Raw genomic sequence first — 18,109 nt, forward strand, 5'->3', positions numbered from 1 at the left:
TGGGCAGCCGGATCACGACCGGCGCCCCGCGCGCTACGGAGGAGAGGGCAGTGCCCGAGACAGCCGACACCGCCGAGGCCGGGGGAGCCGACCCTCCCGCCGACCCCATCGGGGTCTTCCTGCTCGACGACCACGAGGTGGTGCGACGGGGCTTGCGCGACCTGCTCGACGCGGAGCCCGACCTCACGGTCGTCGGCGAGGCGGCGAGCGCCCGCGAGGCCATCGCCCGCGCCCCCGCCGTACGGCCCCATGTGGCGGTGCTCGACGTACGGCTGGGCGGGGCGGGGGAGGGCGCCGATCACGAAGGGATCGCGGTCTGCCGGGAGTTGCGGGACCGGCTGCCCGGTCTCGCCTGTCTGATGCTCACGTCCTTCGACGACGACGAAGCGCTCTTCGACGCCATCATGGCGGGGGCCGCGGGCTATGTGCTCAAGCAGATCAACGGCTCCGACCTGGTGTCCGCCGTGCGCACTGTGGCGGGCGGCCGGTCCATGCTCGACCCGGGCGCGACCGCCCGGGTCATGGCCCGGCTCCGCGGGCCCCGGCCCAGCGCGCCCGACGAGCTGGAGCGGCTGTCCCCGCGTGAACGGGAGATCCTGGAGCTGATCGGCGACGGGCTGACCAACCGGCAGATCGCGGAGCGGCTGTTCCTCGCCGAGAAGACCGTCAAGAACCGGATCTCCTCGATCCTGTCCAAGCTGGGCGTGGGACGGCGTATCCAGGCCGCGGTGATCGCCGAACGGATCAGGGAGCGCGAGACGGGGCAGTGAGCCCGGGTGGGCGCCCCCGCGCCCCGCCCCTACTCCAGGATCTCGACCGGGTCGCCCAGCCGCAGCGTGCCCGTGCCCTCCGGCACCAGGTTCTGCCCGAAGAGCAGGGCGTCCCCCACCCGCCGGTGCCGCGCCAGCGTGCGCAGCGGCTCCTTGCCGCGCTCGCCGGTGCTCTGGTCGGTCGTGGTGACGACGCAGCGGGAGCACGGCTTGGCCACCCGGAAGACGACCTCGCCGATCCTTATCCGCCGCCAGTCGTCCTCGGCCCACGGCGCGGTGCCGTCGATGACGACGTTCGGCCGGAAGCGGTTCATAGGCAGGGGGCCCTCATCGGGGTGGTCGCCCTGGGCGATGAGCGAGTTGAGCGCGTGCAGTGACGCGGTGGTGGTGAGCAGCAGCGGAAACTCGTCGGCGAGGCTCACGGTCTCGCCGCCGAGCGCGTACTCCGGGGTCAGGGGCCGCCGCAGCGGGTCGTCGAGGTGGACCAGCCGCACCTCGGTGCCCAGGAAGCCGCTGAACCAGGCGTCGGCGGCGGCTCCCGCCGACACCACCTCTACCTCCGTCCGCGCCAGCTTCACGGGGAAGGGGGCGGATGACGGCACCGACGGGTCCCCCGGCCCGGGTGCGGTCACGGTCAGCGGCTCATGGCCCTCGGCGCCGAGCCGGACACCACCGCCCGGCAGCGGGTCGGCCGAGGCGAGAGCCAGCCTCGGCTGCTGGCGCTGGGTCACATAGCGGCCGTCGGGCTCGACGACCATCCATCTGCGGTCCCCGGCCAGCCCCCACGGCTCCACGGCCGCGGCACCGGGCGCCGACCCCGCGACGGACTTGACGGGGTAGACGTGAACGGCGCTCAGCTGTGGGTGGACCATGCCGAACATCCTGCCAGCAGGGTCCGACAGGCCGAGAGGGCCACGGGGTGAACACAAGCCGAGGCCCGGAGGTCCGGCGGACGGAACACCGGACCTCGGCCGTGGTGCGTGATGCGTGGTGGTGCGTAATGCGTGGTGCGAAGGGTGCGCGGAGGTGCTGCGCTGGGGTCAGTAGCCGCCCCCCGGCTGCTGGGGACGCCCCGGGTACTGCTGCTGACGGCCGTACGGGTCGTCGTACGGGGACGGCGCGGGCGCCGCCGGGCGGGGCGCCGCGGGACGCGGCATCGCCGGGCGCATCGCCTCGTACCCGTTCGGCGCCGCCTGGCGCGGCTGCTGCGCCCCCGGGTAGCCGCGCGGGCCGCCCTGCGGCGGGATGTACGGCGAGGGGGCCTGCTGGAGCCCGCCCGGCTGCATTCCCGGCTGCATCCCGGGCTGCATTCCGCCCTGCTGCGGCGCCTGCTGCTGATAGCCGGGCGGCGGGCCCTGCTGGGAGGGAGCGGCCGGGAGCGCGGGAAGCGCCGAGGGCAGTGCCGGGAGGTGGCTTCCGGTGTCATAAGCGGAAGGCACCCGGATGGGCGCGATCTGAGGCGTTCCCCGCTCGGCGACAAGGCTGTCGTAGATGGGGGTGTCCGGGAAGGACGGCGAGGAGTAGTAGCCGCCGCCGTAGGTGCTGCGGGGGGAGGTCATAGACCATAAGTTAAGCCCACCATGTGCTGATTGGGGAGCCCGGTAGGAGGGTTGTTTTCAGTGTTCGGAGCGGTCGCGGACCCCCAATCCGATAGAAACCGGGGAAAACGGTCGTCAGGGTACGTTGAGATCCTGTAAAGGGCGCGTTTTCAGAGGGTCACATGCCCGTCCAAAGATGAAGCGAACAGAAAGACAGGGGGACAGAATGGCGATGCGCAAAGGCAGCAACATCCAGGTCACGGCAGGGGCGGTGCGGGTCGAACTCGGCTGGCGCGCCAGCCCCGGAGCGCCGGATGTGGACGCCTCCGCGCTGCTGCTGGTGTCCGGAAAGGTTCGCTCCGACGCGGACTTCGTGTTCTACAACCAGGCGGTGCACGCCTCGGGCGCCGTACGGCACGAGGGCAAGCGGACCGCGGGTGACACCGTGACGGACACCCTCGCGGTCGACCTGGGCCGGGTGGAGCCCGCCATCGAGACCGTGGTGCTCGCCGCCTCCGCGGATGGCGGAACGTTTGGCCGGGTGCCCGGGCTGTTCATCCGGGTCCTCGACGCGTCCGGCGGCGCCGAGATCGCCCGCTTCGACAGCGAGGACGCCTCCAAGGAGACCGCGTTCGTCCTCGGTGAGCTGTACCGCAGGCAGGGCGGATGGAAGTTCCGCGCGGTCGGCCAGGGGTACGACAGCGGGCTCGCGGGCCTCGCCACCGACTTCGGTATCAGCGTCGACGAACCGGAGCGGGCACCCGCTCCCGCCTCCGTACCCGCGCCCCCGGTCGCGCCGCCCGCGCCGCCCGCCGCGCCCCTGGCTCCGCCGTCGGGGCCTCCGGCCGCCGCCTTCCCGCCGCCTCCGGCCGCGGCCGCGCCTCCAGTCGCGCCGGGTTCGGCGCCCGCGGGCGCGCCGGTGAGCCTCAGCAAGGTGACGTTGACCAAGGATGCGCCCGCCGTCTCGCTCACCAAGCAGGGCGGCACCTCCGGCTCCCTGCGGGTCAACCTCAACTGGCAGGTGCACAAGCAGTTCCAGGGCTGGGGCCAGAAGCTCGGCCGGGCCCTGGCCCTCCACGGCGACCTCGACCTCGACCTGGGCTGCCTGTTCGAACTCGCCGACGGCAGCAAGGGCGTGGTGCAGGCGCTCGGCAACTCCTTCGGGTCACTGCACCAGCCGCCGTTCATCCAGCTCGACGCCGACGACCGGACCGGTGCCCGGACGTCCGGCGAGAACCTCACCGTCAATCTCGACCGGAAGGACTCGTTCCGCCGCGTCCTCGTCTTCGTCACCATCTACGAAGGTGCGCGCAGCTTCGCGAACCTGCACGCCACCGTCACTCTTCAGCCACAGTTCGGCGCGCCGGTCGATTTCTCGCTCGACGAGTGCACCGTCCCGTCCACCGTCTGCGCGCTCGCGCTCATCACCAACAACGGTGGCGATCTCGTCGTGCAGCGCGAGGCCCGCTACCTGGTGCCGGACCGCGGCGTCAGCCCGCAGCGCACCCTCGACCACGCCTATGGCTGGGGCATGAACTGGACACCGGGCCGCAAGTGACGGCTCATTCGCCGGGCGCGGCGCTGGGGCGGGCGTAGGTGCGCCCCTTCCAGGCCGCGCCCCGCCCCCGCCAGTGCCGCACCGCCGAGTCGACGGTCATCAGCAGATAGAGAAACGCCGTCAGCGGCAGCAGCGGAGCCAGCCAGAGGGTCTGCCAGTAGTAGCGCAGCATCGGGACGTACGTCACGGTCATCAGCGCCCACGCGGCGGCGCCCGCCGTGAGCAGCACCGGGCGCCCGGTGAGTGCGCCGGCGCACAGCGCGACGGGCGGCGCGAGGTACACCACCGCGAGCCCCGCGACGGCTGCCATCAGCAGCAGTGGATTGTGCCGCAGCTGGGCGTACGCGCTGCGCGAGACCATCCGCCACAGTTCACCGAGCCCCGGATACGGCCGGACGCTGTCGACCCGGTCGGCGAGGCCCAGCCAGGTCGCCCCGCCGGAGCGCTTGACCGCCCGGGCGAGTGCCACGTCGTCGATGACCGCCTGCCGGATGGCCTCCGGCACCCCGGCCCTCTCGGCCGCCTCCCGGCGCAGCAGCACGCAGCCGCCCGCGGCGGCCGCCCGGCGTCCCCGGCGGCGGTTGACCCACCGGAACGGGTACAGCTGGGCGAAGAAGTACACGAACGCCGGGACGATCAGCCGCTCCCAGCCGGTCGCCACCCGCAGCCGCGCCATCTGCGACACCAGGTCCAGACGGTGGGCCCGGGCGGCCCGCACCAACTCCCGCAGCGAGTCCGGCTCATGAGCGATGTCGGCATCCGTCAGCAGCAGAAAGTCCGCGGGGTGGCCGCTCGCGGCGAGCGCGATACCGTGCCGCACCGCCCACAGCTTCCCGGTCCAGCCGGGCTCCGGCTCACCCGGCGAGCCGACGGTCAGCGGCAGCCCCCCGTGGGTGTCGGCGAGTTCGCGGGCCAGCTTTCCGGTGCCGTCGGAGCTGCCGTCGTCGATCAGGAAGATCTCGGCCGGTCCGGGATAGTCCTGGGCGAGCAGCGACGGCAGGCTCGCGGGGAGGACGGCGGCCTCGTCCCGGGCGGGCACCACGATGGCCACCGAGGGCCAGCCGCCCGGCTGCTCATCGGCCGGGGTCCCGGGCCCGCCGATCGCGGCTCCGGGGCCACAGGCCGCGGCTCCGGGCCCGCCCATCGGCGCTCCGGGCCCGCCGACCGGCGCTCCGGGCTCACGGACCGGGGCTCCGGGCCCGGCGGCCGGGGCCCGGGGCAGTCGGATATCCGTACGCCAGAAGAACCCCTGGCCCAGCAGCAGCCACAGCCATACCACCACGGACCCGGCGGCGATCCACGTCAGCGCGCTCACCCGTCGCAGTCTGCCCGAACCGGCGCCCGGGTGCCGGGGACTCGGGGCCGATCCTTTAAAGTGACCGGGTGAAGATCGCGCTGATTGACTCCGGATTCGGCCTGCTGCCCGCCGCGGCCGCGGTGCACCGCCTTCGCCCCGACGCCGATCTCGTTCTCTCCTCCGACCCCGACGGCCTGCCGTGGGGGCCGCGTACTTCCGAGGACATCACCGAACACGCCCTGGCCTGCGCCCGGGCCGCCGCCGCCCACCGTCCCGACGCGCTGATCATCGCCTGCAACACCGCCTCCGTCCACGCCCTGCCCACGGTGCGGGCCGAGCTGGAGCCCGGGCTGCCGGTCATCGGGACCGTCCCCGCGATCAAGCCCGCGGCGGCCGGTGGCGGGCCCATCGCGATCTGGGCCACGCCCGCCACCACCGGCAGCCCGTACCAGCGCGCGCTGATCCGTGACTTCGCGGACGGCGTCGAGGTGACGGCCGTGCCGTGCCCCGGTCTCGCCGACGCCGTCCAGCAGGTCGACGACGCGGCGATCGACGCCGCGGTGGCCGCTGCGGCGGCCCGTACCCCGGACGATGTCCGGGCCGTCGTCCTCGGCTGCACTCACTACGAGCTGGTCGCCGATCGCATCCGCGCCGCCGTCCAGCCCGCCGGTGCGCCGCCCGTCGCGCTCCACCAGTCGGCCGGGGCCGTCGCCGCGCAGGCGCTGCGGCGGATCGGAGCCGAGGCCGCGCTGCTGCCCGGTGCGGCCGCGACCGCGCCGCGCGGCACGCTCACGGTCATCCTCAGCGGCCGCGAGGCCACGCTTCCGGAAGCCGCGCTCGGCTACGCCGAGGGTGCTCTGCTGGCCCCTGCCACCCCGGCGCGGGGCTGACCCGAACCGCCTCCCACCAGCCCGGACACCGCGGTCTGCTGCCGTGGTAGCGGAACGTGAGTACCCTGCCAGTCATGAGGCCCCACGCCGAGGACCCCGAGCACCACGGCAAGCAGACCCCGGGCCAGGGCACGCCCGCGGTCTGGACCGGTCATGCCCACAACCGGGTGCAGTGGGTGCTGGCGACCGCGGGCGCGGCGTGCGTGGCGCTCGGCATCGACCTCGCCGTCGCCTCCTCCTGGACCACCGGGATCGCCCCGCTGCTGATGTCGGTCATCGGCTGCCTCGCCGCCGGACTGCTGATGCTCTTCGGCACCCTCGCCTTCGTCCATGTGGCGGTGCGGGTCGACGAGGAGTGCCTGGAGGTCCGCTGCGGCCACATGGGGCTGCCCCGCCGCCGCATCCCCCTCAGCGACGTGGTCCACGCCGACGTCGCGCCCCGCGTCACCCCCTGCCAGTGGGGCGGCTGGGGCTACCGGTGGCGCCCCGACAAGGGCACGGCGGTGGTGGTGCGGCGCGGCGAGGGGCTGGTGCTGAGGCTGGGAGACGGCCGCGTCTTCACGGTGACGGTGGACGACGCGGAGGCGGCCGTCCGGGTCATCCGGGCCCGCCTCCGCCTGATCGCAACCCGCACGTCCCAGGTCTGACAGGTTTCCCTCCCCCACCCCGCCCCTCCCCGAATCCGGGGACACCCCGGGCCCCGTCCTGGGGCATTGCGGAGTGCCTCGCCGGGGCAGCGCCCGGGTGCGGCTGGGGTTGTTCCCCACCCCGCCCCTTCCCGAAACCGGGGGGCACCCCGGGCCCCGACTGGGGCATCGCGGGAGTGCCCCGCCCGGGGTGGCCGAGGTTCGGGGCGCGCGTGATCGGTTCGCGGTGGGCTGCTCCGGGGCGGCTGTGGTTGTGGCTTCACGCTGAGGGCGCCCCGGGCCCCGTCCTGGGGATCGCAGGGGCGGAGCCCGGACGTGGTGCAGGGTGCAGGTGGGGACGGGGCCGGGGCTTCGGCTCGGCCTCGTCCTGTAGCGCTCTCCGTGGGCGTCTCACCCACGGCCGGGCAACGTGGCGGGCAGCCGAGTGCCCTCGCCGAGAACCCAGAGCCGGGGGCCCGGGGGAGTCCCCCGGTTTCGGGAAGGGGCGGGGTGGGGGAACAACCACAGCCGCACCGGGGCAAGCCCACCGCGGACCGGGCCGCGCCCCCCAACCCCGACCGCCCCGGGCTAGGCACTCCGGGACTGGGCCGGGCGGGGTGGGGGTGTGGGGGACTCCAGGTGGCGGGCTGTTGCCAGGCCTGCCAGGAGGCCTGCTCCTGCCGTCACCTGGGGGAAGCTGAGCGCGTTGCCCAGCGACGCTTCGACGGCCAGGGCCGTCAGCGCGGCCGCCGCCGTCAGGGCGATCGGGGTGGACCGGGGCGAGCGCCACAGGGCGTACAGCAGCCAGGCGAAGGCCGCGCCCAGGAGAGCCACGCCCGGCAGGCCCTGACCGGCGGCCTGCTGGAGTGGGGCGGAGTGCGGCCTGGTCTCCGGTTCGGGGGAGGCCGAGGCCGTCGGGCTCAGCTCGGCGAAGAGGTCGGGCCCGGCGCCGCGGACCGGGTTCGTCCCGGCGAGGTGGGCCGCGTCCTGCCACAGGTGGAGACGGTGCTCGGTGAGGTGGGACCGCAGCGAGGGCGGCAGACCGCCCGGCACCGCGTCCGCCGCGACCGCCCAGCAGCCGAGGACGCCGAGCGCGGCGACGAGCGCGAGGGCGGCCAGCCCCGCGAGCCGCCGCGGCCGGGCGGCGGCCAGGGAGCAGAGCAGGACCGCGCCGCTCGCGGCCCAGCCCGCCGTCGGGCCGCTCACCACGGCGGTGAGCGTGATCGTCAGGGCCAGCAGCCACAGGGCCAGCCGGAGCGCGGTCCGCCGGGCGGCCCAGGCGGCGCAGCAGGCCGCACCGGTGGCCAGGGTCAGCTGGGCCGCGTCCAGCCCCTGGTGGACGCTTGAGCCGGTGTGGGTGGCCAGGGTCAGGCCGAGCCCCGCGAGCCCGGCGGCGGCACCGCAGGCGACCGGCAGGAGCGATCCGGCGATACGCCCGCAGGCGTACCCGGCGGCCACGGCCAGTACGGCGAGCAGCACCCCTTCGGGGCGCGCGGTGCGCCCCATGGCGGAGATGAGCGCCCACAGGGCGCAGGAAGCGAGGATCGCCACGCCCGCGATGTCGGGCACACTGCCCAGGGCGTGGCGGGAGTGATCGCTGTAGTAGTCGCTGTAGTAATCGTTGTCGTGATCGTTGTGGTGATCGCTGTCGTCCTGGTCGTGATTCCTTACGACCGGTTCCAGCGCAGATGACGTCATCCCGTCGACCCCCCGTCGTGACGGGCATCGCGCAGCGACCGGAAGTCGCGTCGCGTGCCATGCACCAGAAACCGTAGCGCCAGCGGCGAGTTATGTGTATATGTTGCGCAGAAACGATGTGTCAGTGGTGAAACACACCCGGGGCGCACAGAACGGGCGCCCGGCGCAGGCCACCGGCGCGGGCGCGCGGCCGGTCGATACCCTCGGCGCATGGCGACCCCCGACTTCATCCGCGGCCTCCGCTCCTCCATCGGCCATCAGCTTCTCTACCTGCCGGGCGTGAGCGCCGTCGTCTTCGACGACGAGGGCAGAGTGCTGCTGGGCCGTCGCGCCGACAACGGCCACTGGGCGATCATCTGCGGCATCCCCGAACCGGGCGAGCAGCCCGCCGAGGCCATCGTGCGCGAGGTGCACGAGGAGACGGCGGTGCGCTGCGTACCGGAGCGCATCGTGCTCGTACGGACCCTGGCGCCGGTGACGTACCCCAACGACGACCAGTGCCAGTTCATGGACGTCTGCTTCCGCTGCCGCGCGGTGGGCGGCGAGGCGCGGGTGAACGACGACGAGTCGCTGGACGTGGGCTGGTTCCCGCTCGACGCGCTGCCGGAGCTGGCGGACTTCTCGCTCACCCGGATCAAGCAGGCGCTCGGCGAGGAGCCGACGTGGTTCGAACCCATCCCGGGGGAGTGAAGAGTGTGCCGCGCCCCCATCGGTCCGTGCGCGGCCGCCGCCTAGTCTGCGGCTCATGAACGCGCCCCCCGTGCCCGGCCCCGCTCCGGGCTCCGCCCCCCGGTCCGCCGACGCCGGTCTCACCGGCCGTACCGCAGTCGTCACCGGCGCCGCCGGGGGCATCGGACGCGCGTGCGGCCTGCGGCTGGCGGCCGCCGGGGCGCGGGTACGGGCCGTCGACCGGGACGCCGAGGGCCTGGCCGACTTGGTCGCCTTCGCCGAGCGGACGGTCCGTACGCCGGGCACCGTCGAGGCGTACGCCCTGGACCTCACCGACCTCGACGCGGCCGAACGGGCCGCCGAGGGCGCCGACATCCTCGTCAACAACGCGGGGATGCAGTTCGTCCGCCCGATCGATGAGTTCCCGCCGGAGGTCTTCTCCCGGATGCTCACGGTGATGCTGGAGGCCCCGTTCCGGCTGGTGCGCGGCGCGCTGCCGGGGATGTACGAGCGGGGCTGGGGGCGGATCGTGAACATCTCCTCCGTACACGGCCTGCGCGCCTCCGCGTACAAGTCCGCGTATGTGGCCGCCAAACACGGTCTGGAGGGGCTCTCCAAGACCGCCGCCCTGGAGGGCGCGCCCCACGGCGTGACGTCCAACTGCGTCAACCCCGGCTATACGCGCACCCCGCTGGTCGAACGTCAGATCGCCGACCAGGCCGCGGCGCACGGCATCTCCGAGGAGCGCGTCGTCTCCGAGGTGCTGCTGGCCGACGCGGCGGTCAAGCGGCTCGTCGAGCCGGAGGAGGTGGCGGAGGCCGTGGCGTATCTGTGCGGTCCGCACGCCTCGTTCATCACCGGTACCTCGCTCTCCATGGACGGCGGATGGACAGCCCACTGAACGGCTCACCGGACGGCACGCCTAAGGGAACACCGAACGGCTCACCGCACGACCGGCCGCACGGCGACCCGCCGGAGACCCCGTACCTGGAGCTGCTCGCGCGAGGCGCGCCCGCCGAGGCGTACGAGCGCCCCGGTCTGCTCGCGCGCGCCGAGAGGGCCCCGGCCGAGCGGCTGGCCGCCCTGGAGCGCGCCAAGCTGCTCGCCCTGCGGGTACGCGGCGAACTGGAGGGGCGCAGGCGCCGCGAGGCCGAGCTGTCCGCGCTCTTCGAGACCGCCCACGACCTCGCGGGGCTGCGCGACCTGGACGCGGTCCTCCAGGCCATCGTGCAGCGCGCCCGCTCGCTCCTGGGGACCGAGGCCGCGTATCTGACCCTCAACGACCCGACAGCCGGGGATACCTACATGAGGGTCACCGACGGTTCGGTCTCGGCGCGCTTCCAGCAGCTGCGGCTGGGCATGGGGGAGGGGCTCGGCGGGCTCGTCGCCCAGACCGCGCGCCCCTATGTGACCGACAGCTACTTCGACGACCCCCGGTTCCAGCACACCCGGACCATCGACGCGGGCGTCAGCGACGAGGGCCTGGTCGCCATCCTCGGGGTGCCGCTGCTGCTCGGCAGTAACGTCATCGGGGTGCTGTTCGCGGCCGACCGCCGCGTCCGCGTCTTCGAACGCGAACAGATCGCCCTGCTCGCCTCGTTCGCCGCCCACGCGGCCGTCGCGCTCGACACGGCCAATCTGCTCGCCGAGACGCGGACGGCGCTGGCCGAACTGGAGGCCGCCAACGAGATCATCCGGGACCGCAGCGGTGTCATCGAGCGCGCCTCCGAGGTTCACGACCGGCTCACCGAACTGGTGCTGCGCGGCGGCGGGGTGCGGGACGTCGCCGCCGCCGTGGCCGAGGTGCTGAGCGGGTCGGTGGAGTTCCTGGAGGCGGACCGGGCGCCCGCGGAGGCCCTCGACCGGTCGCGGGCCGACGGCCACGCCGTACGCCACGGCGACGACTGGATCGCGGCCGTCTCGGCGGGCGGCGAACTCCTCGGCGCGCTCGTCCTGCACGGCCACCCCCGGCTCGACCCCGTCGATCAGCGCACCCTGGAGCGCGCCGCCATGGTCACCTCACTGCTGCAGCTCGCCCGCCGCTCGGCGGGCGAGGCCGAACAGCGGGTGCGCGGCGAGCTGCTGGACGATCTGCTCGACGCGCCCGACCGGGAGCCGCGGCTGCTGCGGGAGCGTGCCGCGCGGCTGCGGGCGGACCTGGACGCGCCCCATGTCGTCCTCGCCGCGGCCATCGACGCGCCCCGCGCCACGGCGGGCCCCGAGGCCGCCACGGAACCCGAGGACGCCGCCGACCGGCAGCGCCTGTGGTCCGCCGCGTCCCATCTGGCCGCCACCCGGCAGGGGCTGGCCGCGGCGCGCGACGGCGGCACGGTGCTGCTGCTGCCGCTCGCCGGGGGCGACAGCGCCGACGCCCTGGCCCGCCGTACCGCCCGGCAGCTGGGCACCGCCGTGCACGCGCCCGTCACCGTCGGCGCCTCCACACCCGTGGCCGCGCCCGCCGCCCGCCCGGCCGAGGTCGCCGTCTCGTACGCCGAGGCACGGCGATGTCTGGCCGCGCTGCGGGCGCTGGGCCGGGCCGGTGAGGGGGCCGCCGCCGAGGACTTCGGCTTCCTCGGCCTGCTGCTGGCCGGTACCCGGGACGGCGCCCCGGACGGCACCCGGGTGCGGGACTTCGTCACGCGCGTCATCGGGGCGGTCGTGGAGTACGACGCGCGGCGCGGCACCGGGCTGGTCCGCACGCTCGACGCGTACTTCGCGAGCGGGATGAGCCCGGCGCGCACCAAGGACGAGCTGCATGTGCACGTGAACACGGTGGCGCAGCGGCTGGAGCGGGTCGGGCGGCTGCTCGGCGACGACTGGCAGTCGCCCGCGCGGGCGCTGGAGATACAGCTGGCGCTGCGGCTGCACCGGCTGACGGGGGCCGTAGACATCGAGTGTTGAGCGCGCTGAGCCGGGCGGGTCCTCCTGACGGCCCGCCCGACGCGCCGCTATGCCGAGGCCGAACGGGAGGCCTCCGACGCCGTCCGCGCGTCCTCGGTGTCGTCCGGCCGGATGGCGCTCAGATCGCGTTCGCGGGTCTCCTTCGCCGCGCCGACCGCCACCACCGTCAGCAGCGCCGCCGCGATGACGTACAGGGCGATCGGAGTGGCGCTGTCGTAGTCGGCGAGCAGCGCGGTGGCGATCAGCGGGGCGGGCGCCCCGGCCGCGACCGAGGAGAACTGGGCGCCGATCGAGGCGCCCGAGTACCGCATCCGGGTCGCGAACATCTCCGAGAAGAAGGCCGCCTGCGGCGCGTACATCGCACCGTGGAAGACCAGCCCGACGGTGACCGCGAGGACCAGCGCCCCGAAGCCCTCCGTGTCGATGAGGGCGAAGAAGGGGAACGCCCACGCGCCGACGCCCACCGCACCCAGCAGGTAGACCGGGCGGCGGCCGATACGGTCCGAGAGCGCGCCCCAGGCCGGGATCGTGGCGAAGTGCACCGCGGAGGCGATGAGTACGGCGTTCAGCGCGGTCTGCTTGCCGAGGCCCACATGGTCGGAGGTGGCGTATACGAGGACGAAGGCCGTGAGCACGTAGTAGCTGATGTTCTCGGCCATGCGGGCGCCCATCGCGACCAGCACGTCCCGCCAGTGGTGGCGCAGGACGGCCACCAGCGGCGTCTTCTCCACCACGCCGGTGGCCTTCCGGGCCTCGGCCTGGGCCAGCGCGGCCTTGAACACCGGTGATTCATCGACAGAGAGACGAATCCACAAGCCGACCAGCACCAGCACACCGGAGAGCAGGAACGGCACCCGCCATCCCCAGGACTCGAAGGCGGACTCGGAGAGCAGACCGGTCAGCGCGGACAGCACCGCGGTGGCCAGCAACTGCCCGGCGGGGGCGCCGGTCTGCGGCCAGGAGGCCCAGAATCCGCGCCGCCGCGCGTCCCCGTGCTCGGACACCAGCAGCACCGCGCCGCCCCATTCGCCGCCGAGCGCGAAGCCCTGGACCAGCCGCAGCGCGGTGAGCAGCACGGGGGCGGCCGAGCCGACGGTGGCGTGGGTCGGCAGCAGACCGATCGCACAGGTCGCCCCGCCCATCAGCAGCAGGCTGAGGATCAGCAGCTTCTTACGGCCGAGCCGGTCGCCGTAGTGCCCGAACACCAGGGCGCCGATGGGCCGGGCGGCGAAGCCGACCGCGTACGTCAGGAACGACAGCAGGGTTCCGACGAGCGGGTCGGAGTCGGGGAAGAACAGCTTGTTGAAGACGAGTGCGGCGGCCGACCCGTACAGGAAGAAGTCGTACCACTCGATGGTCGTGCCGATGAGGCTCGCCGCGACGACGCGGCGCAGCGAGCCGGGGCTGGTCGGGGGAGCGGGGGCCGGAGACGCCATGGTTACCACTTCCGAGCGGGTGCGGGGACGGATTCGTGTGCCACACCGTAGAAATGCGCATGTCAGCTCGGATATGTAGGGGGACTACACACTTCCGCCGTCCGTCGCGGGCGCCGCACCCATGCGGGCGGGATGACGGAGACGGGTCCGGGATGACGGAGACGGGCCCGGTGCGATGGAGACGGGCCCGGTGCGGGGGAGTTGGCTCCCCGGCCCCGGGCCCGCATGCCCTGGCTCAGACCTTGCGGTAGTCGTACGCCTCCGCGGCGGCGCCCGCGACCGTGTCCACGTCCGCGCCGGTGGACGCGGTGACGACGGCCGCCACCGCACCCTCCACCAGCGGCGCGTCCACCAGCCGGGAGCCCTCCGGCAGCTCGTCCTCCTCGGCCAGCAGCGCCTTGACGGTCAGTACGGCGCTGCCGAGGTCGACCAGTATGGCCACCCCGGCGCCCTGGTCGACCGCGTACGCCGCCTCGCGTATCAGCTCCTCGCTGGTGCCGAATCCGCCGTCCGGGGTGCCGCCCGCGGCGCGCACGGGCGCGGTGCCGCCGCCTGCCAGCGCGGTGGCCAGCCGGGCGACCGACTCGGCGACCTCCCCGCTGTGCGACACGACCACGACCCCGACCAGCTTCTCCCCGCCGTCCTCCGTGATGGCGCCCTCGGTCATCGGACGGCCTCCGCCAGCGCCGTGACGATCAGCGCGGACGAGGTGGCGCCGGGGTCCTGGTGGCCGACGCTGCGTTCGCCCAGATAGCTGGCCCGGCCCTTGCGCGCCAGCATCGGTACGGTGGCCAGCGCGCCCTTGTCGGCGGCCTCGCCCGCCGCGGTGAACGACGCGGTGTCGCCGCCCAGCGCCTCCACCGCTGGCAGCAGCGCGTCCAGCATGGTCTTGTCGCCCGGCGCGGCGCCGCCGAGCTGCGCGACCGCGTCCACCCCGGCCCGCAGCGCGTCGGCCAGCTGCTGGGGCGTGACCTCCGCCGCGTCCCCCAGCGCCTTGCCCGCGCGCCGCAGCAGCGTCCCGTACAGCGGCCCGGAGGCGCCGCCCACCTTCGAGATCAACTGGCGTCCGGCCAGGATGAGCGCGGCGCCGGGCGAGCCCGGCGGCTCTTTCTCCAGCGCTTCGGCCACGGCCGCGAAACCGCGCTGCATATTGGTGCCGTGGTCGGCGTCGCCGATCGCGGAGTCCAGATCGGTGAGCCGGGCCGCCTCGCGGTGCACGGACTCGGCCGCGGCGGTGAGCCAGCGTTGGAAGAAAGAGGTGTCGAGCGCGTGTTCGACTGCGGGTTCACTGCTGGACACAGACGCCTCCTCATGACGAAAACCGACGGCGACAGCGTACGTACCGGGTCCACCGGCGGGACGGGCCGGTGGGGCCCGGTGGGTGAGTCCTGTGTGTATGGGGGGCCGGGTCAGCAGCCCCAGCGGAGCCCGGCGGTCCGTACGGGGGCGTCCCACAGCCGCAGCAGGTCCTCGTCGACCTGGCACAGCGTGACCGAGGCGCCCGCCATGTCGAGTGATGTGACGTAGTTGCCGACGAGCGTACGTGCCACCGCCACATGGCGCTCGCCGAGCACCCGGTGCACCTCGGCCGCGAAGCCGTACAGCTCCAGCTGCGGAGTCGCGCCCATTCCGTTGACCAGGACGAGCACCGGACTGTCCGGGCGCAGGTCGTCCAGCACCGCGTCCACCGCGTAGTCGGCGATCTCGCGCGAGGTCATCATGGCCCGCCGCTCCCGCCCCGGCTCGCCGTGGATGCCCACGCCCAACTCCAGCTCCCCGGCGGGCAGATCGAAGGTGGGGCCGCCCTTGGCAGGTGTCGCACAGGGGGAGAGCGCCACGCCGAAGCTGCGCGAGGACGCGTTGACCCGGCGGGCGATCGCCTCCACCCGCTCCAGCGGCGCCCCTTCCTCGGCCGCCGCACCGGCGATCTTCTCCACGAACAGCGTCGCGCCGGTGCCCCGGCGGCCCGCCGTGTGGGTGCTGTCGGATACCGCCACGTCGTCGTCGACGAGCACCCTGGCGACCTGGATGCCCTCGTCCTCGGCGAGTTCGGCCGCCATGTCGAAGTTGAGCACGTCGCCGGTGTAGTTCTTGACGACGAACAGCACGCCCTTGCCGCTGTCCACGGCGGCCGCCGCGCGCACCATCTGGTCGGGCACGGGGGAGGTGAAGACCTCGCCGGGGCAGGCAGCGTCGAGCATGCCGGGCCCCACGAACCCGCCGTGCAGCGGCTCGTGGCCGGAGCCGCCGCCGGAGAGCAGGGCCACCTTGTCGGGTACCGGCGCGTCGCGCCGGATGATGACCCGGTTCTCGACATCCACCGTCAGTTCGGGATGGGAGGCGGCCAGTCCGCGCAGCGCGTCGGCGACCACGGTTTCGGCCACATTGATGAGCATCTTCATGGGGGCGTTCGTCCTCCACCGGAAGGGGGCTGTGCACCGCTGCAACAGCGTACGGACCCGACGCGGTCATGGCACCCCTGGGGCGCTGAGCCGAACGGCCTAATAAGCAGAAAAAGGTACATAGGCATCATATGGTGCGCGCATGGAGAACACTGCCGCACCGGCGGCCGCCACCGCGCGCCCGCGCCCGCATCCACCCCGGCCGCCGCGCCACCGGCGCCGCGCGCCGTGGCTCGCGGTGGTCGCCGTCGGCTACGCGGTGGTCCAGCTCGCCGTGGTCGTCCCGCACGTCGGGCACGCGCTGGGGTGGGACGAGTCCGTCTACGTCTCCCAGGTGGACCCGCGCGGCCCGGCCGCGTACTTCAGCGCACCGCGCTCCCGCGGCATCAGCATGCTGGTCTCCCCGGTGGTCGCCGCCACGTCCTCCATCACGGCGCTCCGCATCCTCCTCACGGTGCTTTCCGCGGGCGCGCTCTACGCCGCCTTCCGCGTCTGGAACAGGTTGCTGCCGCGCGGCCCGGTCGCGCTCGCCGCGCTCCTCTTCGCCGGGCTGTGGATCACCACGATCAGCGGCCCGGCCGTGATGCCCAACCTCTGGGTCGCGCTCGGTGCGGTGGCCGCCGTCGGCTGGTTCCTGCGGCTGCCCCACGAGCGCCACGCCCGCTGGTGGCTCGCCGCGGTCGTCGCCGGTGTCACGCTCGTCCGCACCCCCGACGGCGGCTGGCTGGCCCTTCCGCTGCTGGCCGTCGCCCTCCGGGTGCGGATCTGGCGGCCCGCCCTGCCCGCGCTGGCGGGCGGGCTCCTGCTCGGCGCCGCGCAGTGGATCGGCGAGGCCTACGACCGCTTCGGCGGCATCGGCGGGCGGCTGGACGTCTCCAGCGAGGTCGAGGGCGGCATGGGCCTCCACTTCGCTGTGGGCGCCGCGCTGCGCAGCCTCAACGGGCCGCAGCTGTGCCGCCCGTGCGAGGTGTCGCTGAGCCATCCGGAGCTGACCCTGTGGTGGCTGTCGCTGCCGGTGCTGACCCTCGCCGCCGCCGGCCTCGCCCTGCGGGACCGTCACGAACGGCGGACCCGGGTGCGCGTCGGGCTCGGTCGGCCCCAGATGCAGCGCGACCCCGGCCTTCCGGTCACCGTGCTGCCCATCGTCTGCGCGGCCTCCCTCGCCGTCCCCTACCTGCTGCTCATCGACTACTCCGCGCCGCGCTTCCTGATGCCCTCCTACGCCCTGCTCGCCCTGCCCATCGCCGCGCTCGGCTTCCGCGCCGTCCGCGACGCGCGCTCGCCGCGCCACATGGCCACCGCGCTCGGGATCGTCGTCCTGCTCCACCTGGCCAGCCAGTTCGCCGTCCTCGCGCACACCTCGGCGGTGTCCGAGAAGACCACCGGGCGCTACCGCACCGCCGCCGACGGGCTGAAGCGGCTGGGGCTGCGGCCGCCGTGTCTGGTGGCCGGTGACCGGGCCCTGCCCGTCGCGTACCACGCGGGCTGCGGCTCCGCCCAGACCAGCGGGAACAACCGCTCCACCACCGTCACCGGGCTGCTGCGCCGGGCCGCGCACGAGCCCACCGCGCTGCTCGTCCGGCGCGACGGCGACGCCCGGCCGCCGTCGTACGCCCGCACCTGGATCGGTTTCCCGCTGCCGGGGACGGCGTGGAGCGCCTATCTGCCGCCGGACCAGGCGCGCCAAGTGGCCTCGCGCGGCGCGGGGGAATCGGGGGAGTCTCTCCAGTCGCGTAAATCCGGACAGGAGGCGTCGGAAAATCCCGCGAACATGGGCGCCATGACGACGTATCCGATCACCAGTTGGGCCGGATTCCAGACGGCGGAGCCCGGCTTCGCCACGGCCGCGCAGGAGCGCTTCGAGGCCTACCGCACCCATGTCCTGGCCACCGTGCGCCAGGACGGCTCCCCGCGGGTGACCCCTCTGGAGGTCAACTTCCGCTTCGGGGAGCTGTGGCTCGGCATGATGCCCGACTCGCGCAAGGCCGTCGACCTGCGCCGCGACCGGCGCTTCTCCCTCCAGGCCAACCCGGGCCCCACCGGCACCTCCGGCGGCGACATCCGGATCAGCGGCCGGGCCGTCGAGGTGACCGACCCGGATTCGCTCGCCCGCTTCGCCGCCGAGGTCCACCCGCCCGAGCCCTTCCACCTCTTCCGCGCCGAGGTGACCGAGGTCGTGCACACCGCGGTCGAGGGGTCCGACCTGGTGCTGCGTACCTGGCGCCCGGGCCATCCCGTACAGGTCGTACGGCGCGGTACGGACGACAGCCCGCCCCGGACGGACGAGGAGAGCTGAGCACCGGCGGTCCGGGGCGGAATGCCCG

At 74.1% G+C, this 18,109-nt stretch carries 16 protein-coding genes; 8 read left to right on the top strand and 8 right to left on the bottom strand.

The genetic code is table 11. The features are described from left to right. Positions 1 to 50: 50 nt before the first annotated feature. Positions 51 to 770, top strand: coding sequence for a response regulator transcription factor (locus tag ABZ370_RS24395; RefSeq protein ID WP_358624606.1), 720 nt, complete (start codon positions 51 to 53; stop codon positions 768 to 770). Between the two features lie 29 nt (positions 771 to 799). Here the strand turns inward: ABZ370_RS24395 and ABZ370_RS24400 are convergent, their stop codons facing one another. Together ABZ370_RS24400 and ABZ370_RS24405 are read right to left on the bottom strand one after the other, a co-directional pair. Beyond that, positions 800 to 1,642, bottom strand: coding sequence for an MOSC N-terminal beta barrel domain-containing protein (locus ABZ370_RS24400; RefSeq protein WP_358624607.1), 843 nt, complete (start codon positions 1,640 to 1,642; stop codon positions 800 to 802). 168 nt (positions 1,643 to 1,810) lie between these two features. Then, positions 1,811 to 2,329 carry a DUF6643 family protein gene (locus ABZ370_RS24405; RefSeq protein ID WP_358624609.1) on the bottom strand — a complete coding sequence of 173 codons (519 nt, stop codon included), beginning with the start codon at positions 2,327 to 2,329 and terminating at the stop codon, positions 1,811 to 1,813. Between the two features lie 211 nt (positions 2,330 to 2,540). On the opposite strand from ABZ370_RS24405, the gene ABZ370_RS24410 reads away from it, so the two are divergent. Then, on the top strand, positions 2,541 to 3,866 hold the full coding sequence (locus ABZ370_RS24410) for a TerD family protein (RefSeq protein ID WP_358624893.1): 1,326 nt from the start codon (positions 2,541 to 2,543) through the stop codon (positions 3,864 to 3,866). Between the two features lie 4 nt (positions 3,867 to 3,870). On the opposite strand, the gene ABZ370_RS24415 is transcribed toward ABZ370_RS24410, so the two are convergent. Beyond that, positions 3,871 to 5,181, bottom strand: coding sequence for a glycosyltransferase (locus tag ABZ370_RS24415; RefSeq protein WP_358624611.1), 1,311 nt, complete (start codon positions 5,179 to 5,181; stop codon positions 3,871 to 3,873). 68 nt (positions 5,182 to 5,249) lie between these two features. Between ABZ370_RS24415 and ABZ370_RS24420 the strand changes: the two genes are divergently transcribed. Together ABZ370_RS24420 and ABZ370_RS24425 are read left to right on the top strand one after the other, a co-directional pair. Next, positions 5,250 to 6,053 (top strand): aspartate/glutamate racemase family protein, encoded by an 804-nt coding sequence (locus ABZ370_RS24420; RefSeq protein WP_358624614.1) that lies wholly within the window; start codon positions 5,250 to 5,252, stop codon positions 6,051 to 6,053. A gap of 74 nt (positions 6,054 to 6,127) precedes the next feature. Beyond that, on the top strand, positions 6,128 to 6,700 hold the full coding sequence (locus ABZ370_RS24425) for a hypothetical protein (protein ID WP_358624616.1): 573 nt from the start codon (positions 6,128 to 6,130) through the stop codon (positions 6,698 to 6,700). A gap of 567 nt (positions 6,701 to 7,267) precedes the next feature. Here ABZ370_RS24425 and ABZ370_RS24430 read toward each other — a convergent pair. Continuing rightward, a complete protein-coding gene (locus tag ABZ370_RS24430; RefSeq protein WP_358624895.1) occupies positions 7,268 to 8,185 on the bottom strand; it encodes an O-antigen ligase family protein in 918 nt (305 codons plus the stop codon). A 402-nt stretch (positions 8,186 to 8,587) separates the two neighbouring features. On the opposite strand from ABZ370_RS24430, the gene ABZ370_RS24435 reads away from it, so the two are divergent. Genes ABZ370_RS24435 through ABZ370_RS24445 form a run of 3 tightly spaced genes read left to right on the top strand, consistent with a single transcriptional unit; the run spans position 8,588 to position 11,947 of the window. Then, positions 8,588 to 9,067 (top strand): NUDIX domain-containing protein, encoded by a 480-nt coding sequence (locus ABZ370_RS24435; protein ID WP_358624619.1) that lies wholly within the window; start codon positions 8,588 to 8,590, stop codon positions 9,065 to 9,067. 55 nt (positions 9,068 to 9,122) lie between these two features. Then, positions 9,123 to 9,947: a 3-hydroxybutyrate dehydrogenase gene (locus ABZ370_RS24440; protein WP_358624622.1), complete on the top strand. Its 825-nt coding sequence runs from the start codon at positions 9,123 to 9,125 to the stop codon at positions 9,945 to 9,947. After that, entirely contained in the window at positions 9,932 to 11,947 is a 2,016-nt protein-coding gene (locus ABZ370_RS24445) for a GAF domain-containing protein (protein WP_358624624.1), read from the top strand. Before ABZ370_RS24440 ends, ABZ370_RS24445 begins: the two co-directional genes overlap by 16 nt. A gap of 47 nt (positions 11,948 to 11,994) precedes the next feature. Here ABZ370_RS24445 and ABZ370_RS24450 read toward each other — a convergent pair whose 3' ends face one another. From ABZ370_RS24450 to dhaK, 4 genes are all read right to left on the bottom strand, one after another. Next, the gene (locus tag ABZ370_RS24450; RefSeq protein WP_358624627.1) at positions 11,995 to 13,383 is read right to left on the bottom strand and encodes an MFS transporter; all 1,389 of its coding nucleotides are present in this window, start codon (positions 13,381 to 13,383) and stop codon (positions 11,995 to 11,997) included. Between the two features lie 235 nt (positions 13,384 to 13,618). Continuing rightward, complete coding sequence (locus ABZ370_RS24455) at positions 13,619 to 14,050, bottom strand: PTS fructose transporter subunit IIA (protein WP_358624630.1); 432 nt, start codon at positions 14,048 to 14,050, stop codon at positions 13,619 to 13,621. Then, a complete protein-coding gene (gene dhaL / locus ABZ370_RS24460) occupies positions 14,047 to 14,682 on the bottom strand; it encodes a dihydroxyacetone kinase subunit DhaL (protein ID WP_358624632.1) in 636 nt (211 codons plus the stop codon). The genes ABZ370_RS24455 and dhaL overlap by 4 nt, the downstream gene beginning before the upstream one ends. A gap of 110 nt (positions 14,683 to 14,792) precedes the next feature. Continuing rightward, complete coding sequence (gene dhaK / locus ABZ370_RS24465; protein WP_358624635.1) at positions 14,793 to 15,785, bottom strand: dihydroxyacetone kinase subunit DhaK; 993 nt, start codon at positions 15,783 to 15,785, stop codon at positions 14,793 to 14,795. A gap of 142 nt (positions 15,786 to 15,927) precedes the next feature. On the opposite strand from dhaK, the gene ABZ370_RS24470 reads away from it, so the two are divergent. Continuing rightward, on the top strand, positions 15,928 to 18,081 hold the full coding sequence (locus ABZ370_RS24470) for a pyridoxamine 5'-phosphate oxidase family protein (RefSeq protein WP_358624638.1): 2,154 nt from the start codon (positions 15,928 to 15,930) through the stop codon (positions 18,079 to 18,081). Positions 18,082 to 18,109: the final 28 nt, after the last annotated feature.

This window comes from Streptomyces sp. NPDC005962, from assembly GCF_040629205.1.
Lineage (GTDB): Bacteria > Actinomycetota > Actinomycetes > Streptomycetales > Streptomycetaceae > Streptomyces.